Here is a 17,954-nt window from a genome sequence, read left to right as displayed (position 1 = left end):
GCCTACTTCGCCAGGAACGCTCCAATCCGCTCCAGCGCGCGCAAAATGTTCTCCTCGGAATTGGCGTAGGAGAGCCTGATGTAGCCTTCGCCCAGAATGCCGAAATCGGGGCCGCCGATCAGCGCCACGCCGGCGTCGTCGAGCAGGGCCGAAGCCAGCTTCTTTGCCTTCCAGCCGGTCTTCGACACGTTGGGGAAGGCATAGAACGCGCCTTTGGGCGTGATGCAGGAAACGCCGGGCAGGGCGTTCAGGCCCTCGACCACGATCTTCCTGCGGTTGTCGAAGGCCCGCATCATCGTGGCGACATCGTCCTGCGGACCATCGATGGCCGCGATGCCGGCGAACTGGCTCGGCGCGTTGACGCACGACCAGCAGTTGACAGCCAGCTTGCGCACCTTGTCGTAGAGATGGGCGCCCTTGTCGCCGTTCGGCCAGATCGACCAGCCCATCCGCCAGCCGGTCATCGCCCAGGTCTTCGACCAGCCGTTGAGCACGATCAGGCGGTCGCGAATCTCGGGATAGCCAAGCAGTGAGCAATGGGTCTCGCCGTCATAGGTCATGACGTCGTAGATCTCGTCGGAGAGGATGGCGACATCGGGGTGCTTCTCCAGCCCCTTGACCAGCTTTTCGATCTCGGCGCGCGGCGTCACGCCACCGGTCGGGTTGGCCGGCGAGTTGAGGATGAGGAGCCTGGTCTTCTTGGTGATCAGCGCCAGCGTCTCCTCGGCCGAGAAGGCGAAGCCGTTTTCTTCGCGGATCGGCACCGGAATGGGCGCCGCGCCGGTGAACTCGATCATCGAGCGGTAGATTGGGAAGCCGGGATCGGGGTAGAGGATTTCGGCGCCGGGCTCGCCGAAAATCAGGATGGCGGCGAACATGGTCGGCTTGCCGCCGGGCAGGATCATTACGGTCTCGGGCGAAACCTCGACGCCGGTGGTGGACAGTGTGCGCCGCACCACCGCCTCGCGGGTGGCCAGAAGGCCGTTGGCGGGCGTGTAGCCATGATGACCGTCGCGCAACGCCTTGATCGCGGCCTCGACGATGTGCTGCGGCGTCTTGAAGTCGGGCTGGCCGATGCCGAGATTGACGATGTCGCGGCCTTGTTGGGCAAGTGCCGTTGCCCTCGCGAGCACCGCGAAGGCATTTTCCTCGCCGAGACGGTCGAAGGCCGAAATCGTGTGGAGCATTTTTCCCGTCCCTGTGGTTCTTACTGCTGAGTTGCGTTTTTGTGAGCCTCACCAGGAAAAAGTCAAACGGATTGGAGTTTTCGGTGTCGGAAAATCTCAAGGACTGGCAGCCGCGCCCGCGGCCACAGCGCAAGGCGCTGGAAGGACGGTATGTCCTTGTCGAGCCGCTAAGCGCGGCCAAACATGGCGATGGGCTCTACGAAGCATCCTCCGTAGCCGATGCCGGCGGCCGTTTCGCCTGGCTGCCGGACTATCCGCCGGAAACACGCGCCGCCTTCCAGCCCTGGCTGGACAAGGTCGAGGCCAGCGAAGACCCACTGTTCTTCGCTATCATCGACAAGGCCAGCGGCAAGGTGGCGGGCCGCCAGACGCTGATGCGCATCGACCCGGCCTATGGCGTCATCGAGATCGGCAACATCTACTGGGGGCCGCTGATCTCGCGCAAGCCGGCGGCGACGGAAGCGCAGTTCCTCTTCATGAAGTATATTTTCGACGAGCTCGGCTATCGCCGCTACGAATGGAAATGCAACAACCGCAACGAGCCGTCGAAGCGGGCGGCGGAACGGTTCGGCTTCAAGTTCGAGGGCATTTTCCGCCAGCACCTTATCGTCAAGGGTGAAAACCGCGACACCGCGTGGTATTCGATCATCGACAAGGAATGGCCGGCCCTGCGCAAGGCCTATGAGGCGTGGCTCGACCCGGCCAATTTCGACGGCGCCGGTCAGCAGAAGCGGCGGCTGGAGGATTTTCGCGCGGAGTTCGGCGCCTAAAGAAACGGGCTGATGGGAGTTGGCGGATGGCACATGCCCATGGCTCGCAGGGACATGATCACGCTGCTGGGCATGTCCATGGCGCGACCGACAAGAAACGGGTGCTGATCGCCGGCTGCCTGACCGCCGGCTTCATGGTCGCGGAAGCGCTTGGCGGCCTGTTCACCGGGTCGCTGGCGCTGCTGGCCGATGCAGGCCATATGCTGGCCGATGCGGTCGCGCTCGGGCTTGCCTGGTATGCTTTCCACCTTGCGGACAGGCCGGCTACCGGCCGCCTCACCTATGGCTTCGGCCGGGTCAAGACGTTGGTTGCCTATACCAACGGCATCGCCATCTTCGTCATAGCGCTGTGGATCGTCTACGAAGCCTGGGGCCGCCTGGAGGCGCCGGCGCCGGTGCTCGCCGGACCGATGCTGGTGGTGGCCAGCCTCGGTTTGCTGGTCAATATCGGCTCCTTCCTGGTGCTGAATGGTGGCGACCGCGAGAGCCTGAACATGCGCGGCGCCATCCTGCATGTGCTGGGCGATCTGCTGGGTTCGGCGGCGGCGATCGTGGCGGCGCTGGTCATCCTGGCGACTGGCTGGACGCCGATCGATCCGATCCTGTCAGTCTTCGTCTCGCTGCTGATCCTGTCCACCGCCTGGAAGTTGATGCGCGCGGCCGCCCATGTCCTGCTCGAAGGCGTGCCGCCAAATCTCGACCGCGACCTGATTGCCAGGGATGTCGAGGCTTCGGTGCCGGGCGTGCGCGAAATACACCATATGCACATCTGGTCGCTCGACGGTACCAGCAACATGACGACACTGCATGCCTGCCTCGACGATGGCGTCGATGCCCACGAGGTGGTCAGCGCCATCAAGAAGCGGCTTGCGTCGACGCACGGCATCAGCCATGCCACGGTGGAACCGGAGTTCGGCCAGTGCGCCGACGATGGCGACGATCATGATCACGAGCATGATGCGGCCTCGCATCATGGCCATTTTCACCAAGCCGGTCGATGACTGGCCCTGCCTCAGGAGTTTCACCGACTTGGAAGCCAGCTTGACGAGCGCCCGCCGCCCCGGTGCGGCATGATGGGCCGCGACACCAGGAATTCGGCCATTGCGGCGCTGTTGATCATCCTCCTGTTTGGTACGGCCGCCTTTTACCTGCCGGCCGTGATGCTGGCTCTCGGCAGCTTTTCAACGGTGCTTGCCGGCATTTTCGGCGTCGTCTTCGTGCTGGCGTTTTTCACGGTGTTCTGGCTGCGTGCCCGCAACCAGCGCAGGAACCAGGATAAATAGAGGAAGTTTGACATGCGCATTCTGATCACCGGCGCCGCGGGCATGGTTGGCCGCAAGCTCATTGCCCGGCTGGCGGTGGGTGGCCGGCTCAACGGCCGGAAGATCACCGCGCTCGATCTGCACGATATCGTGCCGCCGCAGGCGCCGGCCATGGACGGCGTCAGCGTGGCATTGCACACGGGCGATCTCGCCGAGGCCGGCGCCGCCGAGCGCCTTGTCGCTTCCCGGCCCGATGTCGTCTTTCATCTCGCCGGCATTGTTTCGGGCGAGGCGGAAGCGAATTTCGATCTCGGCTACCGCGTCAATCTCGACGGCACGCGCGCCCTGTTCGACGCGATCAGGCTGGCCGGCTTTGCGCCGCGCATCGTCTTCACATCGTCGATCGCCGTGTTCGGCGCGCCGTTCCCGGATGTCATCCCCGACGAATTCCATCCGACGCCGCTGACCTCGTACGGCACGCAGAAGCAGATGTGCGAAGCGCTGCTCGCCGACTATTCCAGGCGCGGTTTCTTCGACGGCATCGGCATCCGGCTGCCGACCATCTGCGTCAGGCCGGGCAAGCCCAACAAGGCGGCCTCGGGCTTTTTCTCAGGCATCATCCGCGAGCCGCTGAGCGGGCACGAGGCGATCCTGCCGGTGCCGCGTTCGGTGGTCCACACCCATGCCAGCCCGCGCTCGGCGGTGAACTTCCTGATCCATGCGGCCGGCATCGACGGCGGCGCCGTCGGCCCCCGCCGCAACCTCACCATGCCGGGCGTCGCCGTCACCGTCGGCGAGCAGATCGAGGCTCTGGAACGGGTCGCGGGCGCCAAGGCGGTCAGCCTCATCCGCGAGGTGCCGGACGAGACGATCTGGGCGATCGTCAAGGGCTGGCCGACGCGCTTCGAGGCGCGACGCTCACGTGAGCTTGGCTTCGCGGCCGAGAAGAGTTTCGACGAGATCATCCGCGCCCATATCGAGGATGAGCTGGGCGGCAAGGTTCCCGGTTAGGCAAGCCTATCCCGTTCGATCGGGGTGGAACGGGCTCAGACGTTGCCCGCCAAGCTCGCCGACAGCAGCAGCAGACCGAACAGGAAGACGAAGGCGGCGCCGCCGATCTCGACGATCGAGTGGATGCGGTTGCCCAGGCGTCCGTCGCCGGCGAAATACACCGCCCAGTTCTTGGCCGTCACCGCGATCGTCGCCAGCGCCGCCACCGTGATGGCGGTGCCGATCGACATCGCCAGCACCGAGAGCAGTCCGCCGAGCCAGAGCCCGTTGAGAAGCGCGAAGCTCAACACGATCAGCGCGCCGGAGCAGGGGCGGATGCCGACGGCCGCCACCGCCGTCCAGGCCGTGCGCCAGTCGAAATGGTCGCCGGACAGCAATGCCGGATCGGGCGCATGCGAATGGCCGCAGGTTTCGCAGACTTCACCGGCCGCGTGATCGTGACGCGCATGGTCATGATGCGCTTGATCATGCGCGCCGTGATCATGGTCATGCCCGCTATGGTCGTGATGGTCGTGCGAATGGTCATGGCCATGATCGTCATGCGCATGAAGCGCATGCGAGTGGGCGTGTGCCGCATGGCTGTGGCTGGCGTGCGAATGGCCTGCGTGGGCATGAGAATGGCCGCCATGCGAATGGCCAGCGTGAGAATGGCCCGCATGGGAATGGCCGGCGTGAGCGGCCGACAGGCTGTAGGCGGGAGCCCTGCCGAACAGGCGCAGCACCGAAGGGCCGAGTTTGCGCCACAGCAGCCAGGCGCCGAACAGGGTGACGAAGACGAAGCTCATGATCTCCATGAACCAGGCCGCGTCGGTCATCGAGACGGCGGTGCCGCGCAGGACGAAATAGGCGAGCGCCATCACCGCGACCGCGGTCACGCCCTGAAGCAGCGCCGAGACGAAGGAAAGCAGAATACCGCGCCGCAGCGCCACTTCATTGGCCACCATATAGGAAGAGATCACCGCCTTGCCGTGGCCGGGACCGGCGGCATGGAAAATGCCGTAGGCGAAGGACAGGCCGATGAGGATCCAGATCTTGCTGTTGTCCTGGCGCATCGCCTTCATGGCTGTCGCCAGCGCGCGATAGAATTCCTGTTGCCGGAGATTGATCCACATCAGGATGTGGGCGAACGGACCGGTGGTGGGCGCCATGCCGTCATTGACGCCGATGCCGAGCGAACTCTGGGCATGTGCGGCGCTGGCGAAGTTCATGGCGAAAAAGGTGATGGCCAACAGGCCGAATGCCAAACGCAGGGACGGTTTCGTCACCGGGTTCATCCTTCTGGCTGACAGTTCAATTCGAGCTTGGTGGCAAAGATCTTGCTCATGTCGGTGCCCGTCGGATCGTTGAAGAAGGCGTCCGTCAGGGTCTTCTGGTTTTCCTTGATCGCCTCATCCGGATCTGGCCGGACCACCTTGCTGGTGCAGTTCGACGGCAGGCCCTCGACCGTGATGTTGGAATCCTCGGTGAAGTCGATCGCCGTATAGAAGGTCGGATCGTAGACGCCGATGTCGATCTTGCCGGCGAGCTTGATCGGCACTTTCGGTTCGGACTCGAACAGGATGATCAGCTGGTCATTGTCGAAATTGGCCATCAGGTGCGGCGGCGGGACCATGGTCACGTCCTTGCCGTCCTGGGTGACGAGCTGGAAATAGTTGAACTCGGCCAGCGAGGCATGGACCGTGTCGGCGACATCCTTCAGCTCCTTGTCGTCAAGCTTCAGGTCGGAGTTCTTGTCGAACTCCATCAGCACCGTACTCGAAAACAGCTCGTCGAAGCGCCAGAGATGACGCAGCGCTTTCACACTTTGGTGATCCGGCGACAGGATCACGTCGAGGCGGGCCTCGGCGAAAACATGCGGATGCACGTAAGCCGGTCCGGTGGCGGCAAAGGTCGCCGTCAAGGCCGAAGCCAGCATGATTGCGTGCCGTTTCAGGTGCATTCCCGGTTGCGATTCCATCGGCCTCGGAGGAGTTGTCGAGAGTTATCAGAAAGGGGGCGAAATTGGGACCGCCGGCATCGCCTCACCCAAAAGTGCGCGGCGTTTTCCCGAGCGGGCAAGTGGATGGCGGGCGATGCGCAGCCGGGCTCGGGCGCGATCACGCCTGCTCGCGCGTCCTGAACCACTGCACCAGGAAGTCGACGAAAACGCGAACCTTGGCTGGCAGGTAACGGCGGTGTGGATAGACGGCGAAGATGCCGCCGCCCGACAGGATGCGGTCATCGAGAGCCGTCACCAGACGGCCGCTGGCAAGGTCGGGCGAGGCGATGAAATCCGGCAGGATGCAAAATCCGAGTCCCGCAACCGCTGCGGCACGCGCCGCCATCGGACTGTTGACCTCGATGGGCCCCGACACGGCGACGCTCAGCTGATCGTTGTTGTCGCCCTTGAACGGCCAGTTGTTGAGGCCGCGGCCGTTGGTGTCGACGATGCACGGCATGTGGCCGAGATCCTGCGGCCGTGTCGGCATGCCGTGCTTGGCGATCAACTCAGGCGAGGCGCAGAGCTTGATGGAAAACGGCGCCAGCCGCCTGGCGATCAGCGAGGAGTTCTCCAGGCGCGAGATGCGCACCGCAAGGTCGAAGCCTTCCTCGACGAGGTCGACGAAACGGTCGTCGAGCTGGATGTCGAGCACGATGTCGGGGTGCTGCTTGGCGAAATCGATCAGCGACTGGCCGATCGGCGCGTCGGCGAAGGTGCGCGGCGCCGAAAGCTTGATCCTGCCGCGCACGTCGCCGGAGGATTCGCGCACGGCGTCGGCCAGGCTGTCGACCTCGCGCACGATCTCGGAGGCGCGCCGGTAATAGGTATGGCCGGCCTCGGTCATCGAGAACTGGCGCGTTGTGCGGTTGAGCAGCAACGCGCCGAGCTCGTCCTCCAGTTCGCGCACATATTTCGACAGCAGCGCCTTGGAGCGGCCGATCTTGCGCGCCGCCGCCGAAAAGCCCTCGGCCTCGACCACGTCGATGAAGGCGCGCATGCGGGTCAGAGTGTCCATGGTCAGGCCTTTCGTGCTGCGTCGAGAAGTTTTCGGCCGAGCCGTATCAGGGCAATGTCGCTCCCGGAAGGGCCGAGCAGCGACAGGCCGAACGGTGCGCCGGCGACCGAGCCGATGGGCAAGGTGATCTGCGGAAAGCCCGACAGGCCGGCAAGACACAGAAGATGCAAGGCCCGCTCGCGATAGGCCTGGAACTGCTCCGGCGTGCTGTCCACGTAGGGCGCGGGGCCGGGCACGGTCGGCAGGACGAGGAAGCCGTCCCTGCCGAGCAGCGCGCTCAGTTCGCCGCGAAAGGTCAACCGCCGGACTTTCTCTGTCTGCGCCGTGCGGTCGTCGACGGCGCGGCCGAAGCCGAAGCGTTCCTCGACGCCGGGGCCGAGGCCGCGCTCGCCGCTGGTGATCCATTGCCCATGCACGCCCCAGGCCTCCCTGGCCTGCAACCGGCGAAAGCACCAGTAGAGCTCGTCGGGCGTGGCGGTGAAGCGGCTTGTGGGCATCGCCATGGCGCCGAAGACGGAACTCGCCAGCGCCTTCATTCCGGCATATTCCGCCAGCGCCGGCCTTGCGACCATCTCGTCCAGCCAGCCCAGCGTCAGCGGGCGGTCCAAAGGATGATGATGCGGGTCGCGGCCGAGCAGCAGTTTGCCGACCGTCTCGTAGGTCTCGATATCGTCGGCGAACCAGCCGAACGTGTCGAAGCTCGGCGCAAGCTTCATCGTGCCGTCGAGCGAGATGCGGCCATGGGTGGCGCGCAGGCCGATCAGGCCGCAGAAACTCGCCGGTGCGCGGATCGAGCCGCCGGTGTCGGACCCGGTGGCGATGTCGGCCAGCCTGCCGGCCACCGCCGCAGCCGAGCCCGAGGAGGAGCCGCCGGTGACGCGGTCGGGCGCGGCCGGGTTCACCGGGAAGGGAAAATGCGAGTTCTGACCGAACAGCGCGAAGGCCAGCTCGTCGGTCTGGGTCTTGCCGATGAAGCGTGCGCCGGCATCGAGAATCATCTGCACGGAAGGCGCCGTGCGCGAGGCGGCGTGGCTTTCGGCGTACTTGCCGGGGTTGCCGCAGCCGGTGCGATAGCCGGCGACGTCGTAGATGTCCTTGACAGCCAGCCGAAGGCCGGCCAGCGGGCCAAGTTCGGCATGCGCGACCGGCATCTGACGAAGGTCGAGAAAGGCATTGAGAGGGCCGTGCGTGCCTGTCATCGTTCGATATCCGGATACGGTTCCACCTACATTGTTCGATGCCGGAAATTTTACAACCTGCGATACGATTTTTATTGATTGTGAAACCCTTCGCTCCTATATCGCGGTTGCCCAAAGTCGCACGTGCCTGTGGGTGTCCGCCGATCCTCGAATGGTGAGGGCAATCGGTAAGGTAACTGGAGCTAACCCCTCCAGTCGGTCAGTGGCCAACCACAAGATCGAGGACACCTTGAAGCAACGACGGTGCGGGCCTTTCTGGTTCTCTGCCGGTCGTCCAAAGACCGGGGTTACTGAAGAGGCACACCTTCATTGCCGGCAGTGCGGAACGGGGTTCTCCCAATCCAAGCCAAGGCAGACAAAGCGAACCGAAGCCGGGCAAGGCTAGGTTCATCGCCGCGAGACGGCGTTTCATGGTTCCGGGGTCTCCACCGGCTGGTTCCATGGAATTTTCGTCCCGCCTTTGTTTGACCGCGTGTTCGCGAGGCCGACAGCCCGCGTCCGCACCCTTGTGCGCGCCGAAAGGCGTGATGGAGAAACCCGATGGCTACCCAGCGCATCCTCGACTTCCTCGCCACCCGACGTCCGTCCGGCCCCTGCCTCGTCGTCGACCTCGATGTCGTGCGCGACAATTTCCGCGCCTTCGAGAAGGCGCTGCCCGATTCCAAGATCTACTATGCGGTGAAAGCAAATCCGGCGCCGGAAATCCTGCGCCTCCTTGCTGCGATGGGCTCGTCCTTCGACACCGCTTCCGTTGCCGAAGTCGAGATGGCGATGGACGCCGGTGCGCCGGCGGACCGCATCTCCTTCGGCAACACCATCAAGAAGGAGCGTGACATCGCACGCGCCTATCAGCTCGGCATCCGGCTGTTCGCGGTCGACTGCGTCGAGGAAGTCGACAAGATCGCCCGCGTTGCTCCCGGCGCGCGCGTCTTCTGCCGCGTGCTGACCGATGGCGAGGGCGCCGAGTGGCCGCTGTCGCGCAAGTTCGGTTGCGTGCCCGCGATGGCCGTCGACGTGCTGCGCCATGCCAAGGGCCTCGGCCTCGATGCCTATGGCGTGTCGTTCCATGTCGGCTCGCAGCAGACCGACCTGACCGCCTGGGACCGCGCGCTCGCCGACGCCAAGAAGGTGTTTGCGACGCTGGCCGAGGAAGGCATCGTGCTGAAGATGGTCAACATGGGCGGCGGTTTCCCGACCCGTTACCTCAAGGACGTGCCGGTGGCGCAGGCCTACGGCCAGGCGATCTTCTCGGCGCTGCGCAAGCATTTCGGCAACGCGCTTCCCGAGACGATCATCGAGCCGGGCCGCGGCATGGTCGGCAATGCCGGCGTCATCAAGTCGGAAGTCGTGCTGATCTCGAAGAAGGCCGACAACGACAATGTGCGCTGGGTGTTCCTCGACATCGGCAAGTTCGGCGGCCTGGCCGAGACCATGGACGAGGCGATCCGCTATCCGCTGGTCACCCGCCATGACGGCTCGGAGACCGCGCCTTGCGTGCTCGCCGGCCCGACCTGCGATTCGGCCGACGTGATGTACGAGAAGACGCCCTATCCGCTGCCCTTGTCGCTGACCATTGGCGACGAGGTGCTGATCGAAGGCACCGGCGCCTACACGACCACCTACTCGGCGGTCGCGTTCAACGGCTTCGAGCCTCTCCGATCCTACGTGATCTGACGGTTCTTTATTTGGTGCATTTTCGGACAACACTTTGCCTGAAAATGCATTGAGAATCGATCAGATCAGCCGGCGCGGGCGCTTGTCGTCCGCCCGGCTTCGCTTGTGGAACAGATCTCCGCTCGCCAGGGATTGCGGAAATGGAAATTGCAAATTTGATCGTCGACGGTGCGGTGGAATTCTCCCCCCTCGAGGGGGAGAACAGCCGGGTCGTTGCCATCGTTGCCGAGACTGCGGCCGACATTGTCTCGCGCGAGGCACTTCTGGACGACGCCATGGGGCCGATGCGGCGGAAAAAATCGTCGGAGAAGCTGCGGCGTGGCCGCCGGCCCTCGGAAGGCCTTGCCTTCGTTGCGCGCGATGCTTCGGGCGCGGTCATGGGCACTGTGCGGTTGTGGGACGTCAGGCTGGGCGAGGGCGGCGCATCGGCGCTGCTGCTTGGCCCGCTCGCCGTCGATCCGTCGCTCAAGAACGCCGGCATCGGTTCGGCGCTGATGCGTCATGCCGTGGCCGAGGCGGCGCGCCTTGGCCACGCGGCCATCCTGCTGGTCGGCGACGCGCCGTACTATGGGCGCTTCGGCTTCTCGGCTGCCAGGACGGGAGCGCTTGCCATGCCCGGACCTTACGAGCGGCACCGGCTGCTGGCGCTGGAACTGGTGGAGGGGGCGCTCGACGGCGCGTCGGGCACGCTCAAGGCGGCCGGCCGCAGGCTGAAGGCGCAGGCGTCGACGCTGGCAGCCTGAGGTCGGGCCAAACATCGATCAAATAAAAACGCCGCCGTAAAGGCGGCGTTTTTTGTTTGACCAAGCCCGGCTCTTCAGCCGATCAACTGGCTCAGCGCCATGGCGACGCTCATGTCGCCTTCGACCTTGATCTTGCCGGTCATGAACGCCATGGTCGGGTTCAAGTCGCCTGCGATCAGCGAGTCCAGATCGTCCAGCGAAAGCTTGATGGTGCAGTCGGTGGGGGCATCGGTGTTCGAGACGGTCGCGCCGTCGATGACGATGACGCCGTCCGCGCCGGTGTCGAATTTCACGGAACGGTCGAAGCCGCTGCTGGCCACGCGCGACTTGATCTTCTCGGCAATCTCCTGAACGCTCACGCTGTTCTCCTTTTTGGTTATATCCATCCCGCAACGGCGCCTCGGTCTGTCGAAGCCCGCGCCGCATCCCTGGCGATCATGATCGCCGCCGCATATAGCTTTGGATTGACGTTTACGTCAACGCGAATTGCTGGGCTTGGTTCCGATACCGGCGGCGGTCAGAACCACCTGCGTCGCGCCCACGGCAGGCGGCCGCTCAGTGCGCGCTGGCCGGCTTGGGCGCTTCGGACGCCGGGGTGCTGGCATCCTGCCGGCGGCGCAGCCAGTTGTCGCGGATTTCATCCTTGCTCAGGAAATTGACCTGATCGACGAGCACCTCATGCACCAATGTGGCGCCGACGCGGGTGTTGACGGTGTCGCGGATCGCGGCCCGGAAGGCATCGAGGTCGATCGTCTCCCTTTTGGTGAAGTCGATCTGCGGATGGGCATAGAGATAGCTGTAGACCTGGTCGGTGATCAGCGCCTCGGCCGGGATGGAGAGCTTCTTTATCTGCTCCGGCTCGACGGTGTAGACGAGCTTGGCCAGGAAGTAGCCACCGATCCTGGAATCGCGGATCAGCGGCACCGAGATGATGTCGGTCTTGACGTAGTCCAGACCGCCCAGCATCGGTTTGGGTTTCTCGCCGACGCCGCGTTCGCCCGCGGCCTGGAATGAATAGAACACCGCGCCGAGCGTGGCGGCGCAGATCCAGACCGCGATGGCGATGACCTTGATCATGGGGAGCCCGGGATTGGCATCTAGCCTCTCATCCTGCCGAACTCGCCGGCGGAATAGGTGCCGTCGGTTTCGGCGCGCTGGATGGCGGTGCGCAGCAGGCTGGCAACTTCGTTGACGGCGCTCAGATGCGCCAGGATGGCGGCCTCGTTTTTCGCCAGCTTCTGGCGCAGGCGCGTCAGCCCCTCGCGATGCTGTTCGAGGAACTCGGCTTCGCTGCCGCCCCGCATGGCGCGGGTCAGTTCGTAGAGGTAGCGGCTCTTGCGGGCGTTCGACGCCTTGAGGTCGTAGGCGGTGTCATTACGGATGCCGGCGGTCTCTTCCTCGACCACCTCTTCGATGCGGCCGATGATGGCGGCAAGGTTGCCGGGCCGCGCGAACGCGATCTGAGCTTCCGAAGCGGCGGTGCGCGCCGGCAGGTTGGCGTTGGAGTCGGGAGTGTCAGCCATGGTGTTTCCCAGTCTAGATCTTAATGTCTGTTTTTATGGTTATGTCATCGCCGGTCATCGACCTGGCGGCCTTGCGCTGCAATTCCTGGACGAGCGACGTGGACAGGCGGGTCTGCTGGTCGATCTCGGCCTTTTCGGGCCCATTCGAAATCGGGCCGATCGGTACCTTGCGCTTGCCGTCCATATAGTGGTCCGCCAGCAGCGACTTGGCGATGCCGATGCCGCCGCGATCAGCCATCACGTCGGCGACGCGCTCGGCGAGCTGCGACTTCCACATGTCGCCGGCCAGGCCCGAGCCGTAGACACCCTCGGTGTCCTTGGGCAGCATGTTCTGGATGAAGGTCTGCAGGACCATCGCCTCGAACTTCTTGTACTTCTTGGCCGGATCGGCCGATACGGCATGGTCGGCGCTGGCGCGCGACAGGATGGAGCCCGCCTCGACCGATGCCGCCGTGTCGACCGAGAACGTGCCGGCGGTGCCGCCCGAGCGCTTGGTCAGCGCGGCGCGGGCGGCCTCGATATCCGCCGGCTCCGCGGCTCGTGCGACATCCATGACGATGTCGCTGGGTGGAGAAATAGCCAAGAAAGTCCGCCTTTTGCCGGTTTTCCTTAGCCAGACCATGCCTCAACAAGCTTGTGGCAGGCTTGCGGGCAAGGCTGATTGGTTCAGGCCGAGCGCGGAGGCGGCGATGCGGCCGCTCCCGTTGGCTGTTGGCGTGGAGGATGCCGGTCGTGGGCAGGCTCGAATTCCAGCACCCGGCGCGAAAATTTGGCGCCACTGTCAATTGAGCTTGCGGCGCCTCCGATATCGCCTAGTAGAGATCGCGGCGCGTGCCTGTTCGCTGGCATGGCTGTCGGGACGCTCGCCGGCGACAGCAAGCGCTGTCTGACCGCACCCAGTCAGCTTCGGGGCGCAGAGCGGCGGCGTCGATCAGGAACATGAGGCGGATCAAGATGACCAGCTGTCTCAGCGTCGCCCTTTGTGTCGACGGCGCGAATGTCGATCAGGCGGCCGTGACGATCGCTTCGGTGCTGGTGCATCTCTCATCCGGGCCGCCGCTGACGTTTCACGTATTCCATGATGCGCCGCCCAGCCGCCGCTCCCGGCGCCTGGAAAGGCTGCGGGTCGCGCCGCATCGCGTGTTGGTGCGTTACGTCGAGAACCGGTTTCGGGACCTGGCGCTGCTGGATCATGTCACGCCCGCGGCGTTGCTGCGTCTGCAACTCGGCGAGTTTCTCCCAGACCTCGATCGCGTTCTCTATCTGGATGCGGATATGCTGGCGGTAGCCGACGTCAGGCCGCTGCTCGCCACCGACCTTGGCGGTGCGGTGGCCGGCGCCGTGCAGGACCTCGGCCTGCATGCCGCGCTGGCCGAGGAGGAAGTCACCGGCCGCCCCGACCATTTGCTCCACGTCCGCGACGCGCTCGGCTGGGACCCCGACAACTGCACCTATGTCAATTCCGGGATGCTGCTGCTCGATCTGGCCGCCCTTCGCCGCGAACGGTTCGGCGAGCGCGCGGGGCAACTCGTGATCGACCACCCGGACAGGTTTCGCTGGCGCGACCAGGACGCCATAAATCTGCTGCTGCGAGGCCGCGTTGCCCTGCTCGATCCCAGGTGGAACACGATGGTCTGGCTGCTCGAACGGGAAACACGCCGTCACTATGTCGACGAGGGCGCCGCCGCACTGCAGCGTCGCGATCCCTGGCTGTTGCATTTCTCCGGCGCCTGCAAGCCTTGGGACCATCTTGTCGACATACCCGATTATCGCCGCTGGTGGCGCGCGGCTGTCCGTACCTCGCCGCTCTGGGCCCTGAGGTGGCTCAGGCTGTTGGTCGCAACGGCGCTCACGCCGGCATGGAGGTCGGTCGAAAGAAAACGCCGGCGCCTGCATGCAAAGCTGTTTTCCGGAAGCTCCGCCCGATAGGCACGTCAAACGTTGCGGCTATTCCTGCCGCTTCTGCGCGATCAGGTCCAGCCGTTCGCGATCGGAGCGTTCGCGCTCGTCGCGGTTGCGCGCGTCCTTGTAGGCGCGCTCGACCATATTGGTGCGCGCGGTCGCGGCGGCGATGAGGCCGACCTCCTGCCTGGCGTCTTCCAGGCTCTTTTCCTGGCGCACCACCGCCTGGGCGATGCGGTTGTGATAAAGATCTGGAAACAGGCCGGAAAGCGAATTGTCCTGGTCGAAATGGCCGATCAGTTCCCGGGCTTCGGTCTCGGCGGCGTTGGCCGCCGCCAAATGGCCGGCGTGACGGGTTTCGTGCAGCGCCTTCAGCTGTTCCTGCACCTTCACCAGTTTGCGCAGACGGTCCTTGCGGCTTGTCATGTCACCTCGCCAGCGTCAGGTCGACAAAGCCGTCGACGAACAGCGACAGCATGGTGCCAACGGCGAAATAGAAGATCAGCATGCCGCCGGCGATGACGAAGGGCTGGGAGATGAAATAGATCGGGATCTGCGGGGTCAGCTTGTTGACGAAGCCGATCGTCAGGTTGACCAGGATGGCGTAGGCGACGAACGGGCTGCCGAGGCGGATGACCAGGAAGAAGGTGTCCGACACGGTGTCGGAAATGTCGACGAGCGCCGCCTGCGGGTTGAAGAAGACGTTGACCGGCGCGACCGTGTAGGAGGCGACCAGCGCGCGAATGATCTCGTGGTCGAAATCGAAGACGAACAGCATCAGGAGCGCCGAGAACGAAATGATGGCGGCAAGGGCCGCCTGCGGTTCCGGCTCCTCGATGGCCGGCCCGCCGGAGCCGCCATAGCCGATGAGCATGGCGATGGCCGAGCCCATGAAGCGCAGCCCCTCCATGTAGAGCCTCGTCATGGCGCCGATCAGTCCGCCGACCAGCAGTTCGGAGATGATCATCGGCACCAGGATCTGCGGGCGCGGATCGACGAAGGGAAAGATCTTGTCCCACAGGAAGGCGAGCAGGCCGCCGGTGGCGGCGATCGCCACGAACAGACGGACCTGGGCCGGGACGCGGGCGCTGGACAGGCCCGGCATCAGCATGAAGCAGGCGCCGATGCGGCAGAAGGCGAGGAACGCCGCGATGACGACGCCTTGCGACAGAACGCTCACGATATGGTCCCGAGCACCCTGATCTCGACGCCCTTGGCGATTTCGACATGGGAGAGCACCGGCAGCGTGGTGAACAGCCGCTCGATGATCATGCGCACATAGGGGCGGGCGTCCGGCGCGGTGACGAGCACGAAGCGCTCGCCGGCCTCGAGATGTTTCTTGATCGCCTTGGTGGCGTCCTGGCCGAACTCCTCGAGCTGGCGCGGATCGATGTCGAACTCGCGCACCTCGCCCTTGGCGTCGCGCTTGAGGCTCTGGTGGAAGGCAAGATCCCAGCGGTTGCCGAGACGCAGCACCTTGAGCACGCCGCCTTCGGAAAGGTCGCCGCAGATCTGCTGCGCCATGCGGATGCGCACATGTTCGACGATCTGCTCGGTGCGGCGCACATGCGGCGCGATCTCGGCGATCGCCTCGATGATCAGGTGCAGGTTGCGGATCGAGACACGTTCCGCCAGCAGCAGTTTCAGCACCGCCTGGAGGCCGGGATAGGAGATGTGCGAGGTGCAGATCTCGTCGGCGAGCTTGCGGTATTCCTGGTCCTGGCGCTCCAGCAGCGCCTTCATGTCCTTGTAGGACAGAAGCTGCGGCAGGTTGTTGCGGATGACCTCGGAGAGATGGGTGAGCAGCACCGACATGTTGTCGGCGAAGGTGTAGTTCTCGCGCTTCAGATCCTCGGCGAAGGTCTCGATGACGGAATAGGCGCGCATGCCGAAGGCGGGCTCGCGGATCTCCTCGCCGGGTATCTGGGGAATGTCGCGGCTGCCGAGCAGCACCATGATCTCGCCGACCCGCATCTGGTATTCGGCGACCACCGTGCCATGCACCTTGATCTGGTAGCTTTTCGGCGGGATGGCGAAATCATCGGCGACACGCACTTCCGGCACGACGAAGCCGTATTGCTGGGCGAATTTCTTGCGCATCTTGCCCATGCGGAAGACCAGCTCCTGATGCGAGACCAGGAGACGGGTCGAAAGCTGCTTGCCGATCAGAAGTTCGATCTCGGCGGTGGCGAGCGAGGCCTTGACCGAGTTCTTCTCTTCCTCGGCCTTGGTCACCTTTTCCTGGTTCTTCACGGCCTCGGCCTCGGCGAGCGCCCGGTTGTGGCGCATCGGAATGACATAGCCCAGGCCGGCCATGCCGCCGGCCAGCGCGAAGAAGGGGAAGAAGGGCAGGCCGGGCATCAGGCCAAGCAGCACCAGAAGTGCTGCGGCCACATAGAGTGCGCGGGGATGGGCGCCGAGCTGGCCGAACACGGCCTGGTTGGCCGAGCCGCGCGTGCCGCCCTTGGAAACCAGCAGGCCGGCCGCGAGCGAAACGATGAGCGCCGGGATCTGCGTGACCAGGCCGTCGCCCACCGACAGCTTGATGAACACGTCGGCGGCTTCGCCCATGCCCATATTGTGCCTGAGATAGCCGATGGCGATGCCGCCGACGATGTTGATGGCGGTGATGATGAGGCCGGCGATGGCGTCGCCGCGCACGAATTTCGAGGCACCGTCCATCGAGCCGAAGAAGGAGGATTCTTCCTCCAGTTCGCGACGGCGCAGCTGCGCGGTCTTGTCGTCGATCATGCCGGCGGAGAGATCGGCGTCGATCGACATCTGCTTGCCGGGGATGGCGTCGAGGGTGAAGCGGGCGCCCACCTCGGCGATACGCGTGGCGCCCTTGGTGATGACGATGAAGTTCACCACGATGAGGATCATGAAGACGATCAGGCCGATGACGAAGTCGCTGGCCATCACCAGCTTGGAGAAGCCGGCGATGACATAGCCGGCGGCGTGCGTGCCCTCGTTGCCGTGCGACAGGATCATGCGGGTGGTGGCGATGTTGAGCGACAGCCGCAGCATGGTGGCGATCAGCAGAACGGTCGGGAACGAGGAGAAGTCGAGCGGCCGCTGGATCCACAGCGCCACCATCAGGATCAGCACCGAAAGGGCGATCGAGAAGGCGAGGCCGATGTCGATGAGGAAGGCCGGGATCGGCAGGAACAGAACGGCCAGGATGATGATGATGCCGAGCGCGAAGAAGATGTCGCGGCCGTTCTTGGCCACCACGCCGGGCTGGATGCTTTCGCTGATCGCCATTCTCATCCTCGAACCATGGGCTGCCGAACATGCGACAGCGCGGCGAGGGTAGCTGGCCAAGCTTGCGCGAGGGTGGGAGACTGGCCAGCGCGAATCCGTCGCGCGAAGGACGCTCCATGCTCGTGATCATCGGCACCATCCGCCTGCCGCCCGGCAGGCTCGACGCGGCAAGGCCGGTGATGGAGCGCATGGTTCGCGCCAGCCGCGCAGAGGATGGCTGCCTCGAATATTGCTATGCCCAGGATGTGCTCGATGCCGGGCTGGTCCGCATCACCGAGGTGTGGCGCGACAGGGCGGCGCTCGATGCGCATTTCCGTACGCCGCACATCGCCGACTGGCGCTCAAGCTGGCCGGCGCTCGGCATTGGCGAGCGCAATCTGGTGCTCTACGAGGCAGGCGAACCCATGCCGACCTGAGCGGGCC

The 17,954-nt window shown here is 64.6% G+C and carries 20 protein-coding genes; 8 read left to right on the top strand and 12 right to left on the bottom strand.

All coding sequences use genetic code 11. The annotated features are described in order from the left end of the window. Window positions 1–2: 2 nt before the first annotated feature. Complete coding sequence (locus FFS37_RS24420; protein WP_137933531.1) at window positions 3–1,187, bottom strand: pyridoxal phosphate-dependent aminotransferase; 1,185 nt, start codon at window positions 1,185–1,187, stop codon at window positions 3–5. 83 nt (window positions 1,188–1,270) lie between these two features. On the opposite strand from FFS37_RS24420, the gene FFS37_RS24415 reads away from it, so the two are divergent. The 4 genes from FFS37_RS24415 (at window position 1,271) to denD (ending at window position 4,230) form a co-directional block, all read left to right on the top strand. After that, entirely contained in the window at window positions 1,271–1,957 is a 687-nt protein-coding gene (locus FFS37_RS24415; RefSeq protein WP_137933530.1) for a GNAT family N-acetyltransferase, read from the top strand. Window positions 1,958–1,983: 26 nt separating this feature from the next. After that, window positions 1,984–2,958 (top strand): cation diffusion facilitator family transporter, encoded by a 975-nt coding sequence (locus FFS37_RS24410; protein WP_137933529.1) that lies wholly within the window; start codon window positions 1,984–1,986, stop codon window positions 2,956–2,958. A gap of 69 nt (window positions 2,959–3,027) precedes the next feature. Beyond that, window positions 3,028–3,240, top strand: coding sequence for a hypothetical protein (locus FFS37_RS24405; protein ID WP_137933528.1), 213 nt, complete (start codon window positions 3,028–3,030; stop codon window positions 3,238–3,240). A 12-nt stretch (window positions 3,241–3,252) separates the two neighbouring features. Beyond that, window positions 3,253–4,230: a D-erythronate dehydrogenase gene (denD, locus tag FFS37_RS24400; RefSeq protein ID WP_137933527.1), complete on the top strand. Its 978-nt coding sequence runs from the start codon at window positions 3,253–3,255 to the stop codon at window positions 4,228–4,230. Window positions 4,231–4,265: 35 nt separating this feature from the next. Here the strand turns inward: denD and FFS37_RS24395 are convergent, their stop codons facing one another. From FFS37_RS24395 to FFS37_RS24380, 4 genes are all read right to left on the bottom strand, one after another. Beyond that, window positions 4,266–5,504: a nickel/cobalt transporter gene (locus tag FFS37_RS24395; RefSeq protein ID WP_137933526.1), complete on the bottom strand. Its 1,239-nt coding sequence runs from the start codon at window positions 5,502–5,504 to the stop codon at window positions 4,266–4,268. Beyond that, on the bottom strand, window positions 5,501–6,169 hold the full coding sequence (locus FFS37_RS24390; RefSeq protein ID WP_137933525.1) for a DUF1007 family protein: 669 nt from the start codon (window positions 6,167–6,169) through the stop codon (window positions 5,501–5,503). Before FFS37_RS24390 ends, FFS37_RS24395 begins: the two co-directional genes overlap by 4 nt. Window positions 6,170–6,326: 157 nt before the next feature. Continuing rightward, complete coding sequence (locus tag FFS37_RS24385) at window positions 6,327–7,226, bottom strand: LysR family transcriptional regulator (RefSeq protein ID WP_137933524.1); 900 nt, start codon at window positions 7,224–7,226, stop codon at window positions 6,327–6,329. Between the two features lie 2 nt (window positions 7,227–7,228). Further along, a complete protein-coding gene (locus tag FFS37_RS24380) occupies window positions 7,229–8,425 on the bottom strand; it encodes an amidase (protein ID WP_137933523.1) in 1,197 nt (398 codons plus the stop codon). Window positions 8,426–8,965: 540 nt separating this feature from the next. Here FFS37_RS24380 and odc2 point away from each other — a divergent pair. Together odc2 and FFS37_RS24370 are read left to right on the top strand one after the other, a co-directional pair. Then, the gene (gene odc2 / locus FFS37_RS24375) at window positions 8,966–10,099 is read left to right on the top strand and encodes an ornithine/lysine decarboxylase (RefSeq protein WP_137933522.1); all 1,134 of its coding nucleotides are present in this window, start codon (window positions 8,966–8,968) and stop codon (window positions 10,097–10,099) included. Between the two features lie 140 nt (window positions 10,100–10,239). Beyond that, a complete protein-coding gene (locus FFS37_RS24370) occupies window positions 10,240–10,842 on the top strand; it encodes a GNAT family N-acetyltransferase (protein WP_137933521.1) in 603 nt (200 codons plus the stop codon). Window positions 10,843–10,916: 74 nt separating this feature from the next. On the opposite strand, the gene FFS37_RS24365 is transcribed toward FFS37_RS24370, so the two are convergent. The 4 genes from FFS37_RS24365 to FFS37_RS24350 all read right to left on the bottom strand — a co-directional run bounded on the left by FFS37_RS24365 (window position 10,917) and on the right by FFS37_RS24350 (window position 12,987). Further along, the gene (locus tag FFS37_RS24365) at window positions 10,917–11,201 is read right to left on the bottom strand and encodes an SCP2 sterol-binding domain-containing protein (protein WP_137933520.1); all 285 of its coding nucleotides are present in this window, start codon (window positions 11,199–11,201) and stop codon (window positions 10,917–10,919) included. Between the two features lie 196 nt (window positions 11,202–11,397). Continuing rightward, complete coding sequence (locus FFS37_RS24360; RefSeq protein ID WP_137933519.1) at window positions 11,398–11,919, bottom strand: hypothetical protein; 522 nt, start codon at window positions 11,917–11,919, stop codon at window positions 11,398–11,400. A 20-nt stretch (window positions 11,920–11,939) separates the two neighbouring features. Continuing rightward, the gene (locus tag FFS37_RS24355; protein ID WP_137933518.1) at window positions 11,940–12,365 is read right to left on the bottom strand and encodes a hypothetical protein; all 426 of its coding nucleotides are present in this window, start codon (window positions 12,363–12,365) and stop codon (window positions 11,940–11,942) included. 13 nt (window positions 12,366–12,378) lie between these two features. Next, a complete protein-coding gene (locus FFS37_RS24350; RefSeq protein ID WP_171026393.1) occupies window positions 12,379–12,987 on the bottom strand; it encodes a rod-binding protein in 609 nt (202 codons plus the stop codon). Between the two features lie 332 nt (window positions 12,988–13,319). Here FFS37_RS24350 and FFS37_RS24345 point away from each other — a divergent pair, with 332 nt between their 5' ends. After that, entirely contained in the window at window positions 13,320–14,294 is a 975-nt protein-coding gene (locus FFS37_RS24345) for a glycosyltransferase family 8 protein (protein ID WP_171026392.1), read from the top strand. 18 nt (window positions 14,295–14,312) lie between these two features. On the opposite strand, the gene FFS37_RS24340 is transcribed toward FFS37_RS24345, so the two are convergent. From FFS37_RS24340 to flhA, 3 genes are read right to left on the bottom strand one after another with little or no spacing between them, the layout of a single operon-like run. Then, on the bottom strand, window positions 14,313–14,693 hold the full coding sequence (locus FFS37_RS24340; protein ID WP_137933516.1) for a hypothetical protein: 381 nt from the start codon (window positions 14,691–14,693) through the stop codon (window positions 14,313–14,315). Window position 14,694: 1 nt separating this feature from the next. After that, window positions 14,695–15,447, bottom strand: coding sequence for a flagellar biosynthetic protein FliR (gene fliR / locus FFS37_RS24335; protein ID WP_137933515.1), 753 nt, complete (start codon window positions 15,445–15,447; stop codon window positions 14,695–14,697). Next, a complete protein-coding gene (gene flhA / locus FFS37_RS24330; RefSeq protein ID WP_137933514.1) occupies window positions 15,444–17,531 on the bottom strand; it encodes a flagellar biosynthesis protein FlhA in 2,088 nt (695 codons plus the stop codon). Before flhA ends, fliR begins: the two co-directional genes overlap by 4 nt. 116 nt (window positions 17,532–17,647) lie before the next feature. Between flhA and FFS37_RS24325 the strand changes: the two genes are divergently transcribed. After that, window positions 17,648–17,947, top strand: coding sequence for a putative quinol monooxygenase (locus tag FFS37_RS24325; protein WP_137933513.1), 300 nt, complete (start codon window positions 17,648–17,650; stop codon window positions 17,945–17,947). Window positions 17,948–17,954 lie beyond the last annotated feature (7 nt).

The organism is Mesorhizobium comanense (assembly GCF_005503535.1).
Taxonomy (GTDB): Bacteria; Pseudomonadota; Alphaproteobacteria; order Rhizobiales; family Rhizobiaceae; genus Mesorhizobium; species Mesorhizobium comanense.
This window is presented reverse-complemented; position numbering and strand designations above follow the sequence as displayed.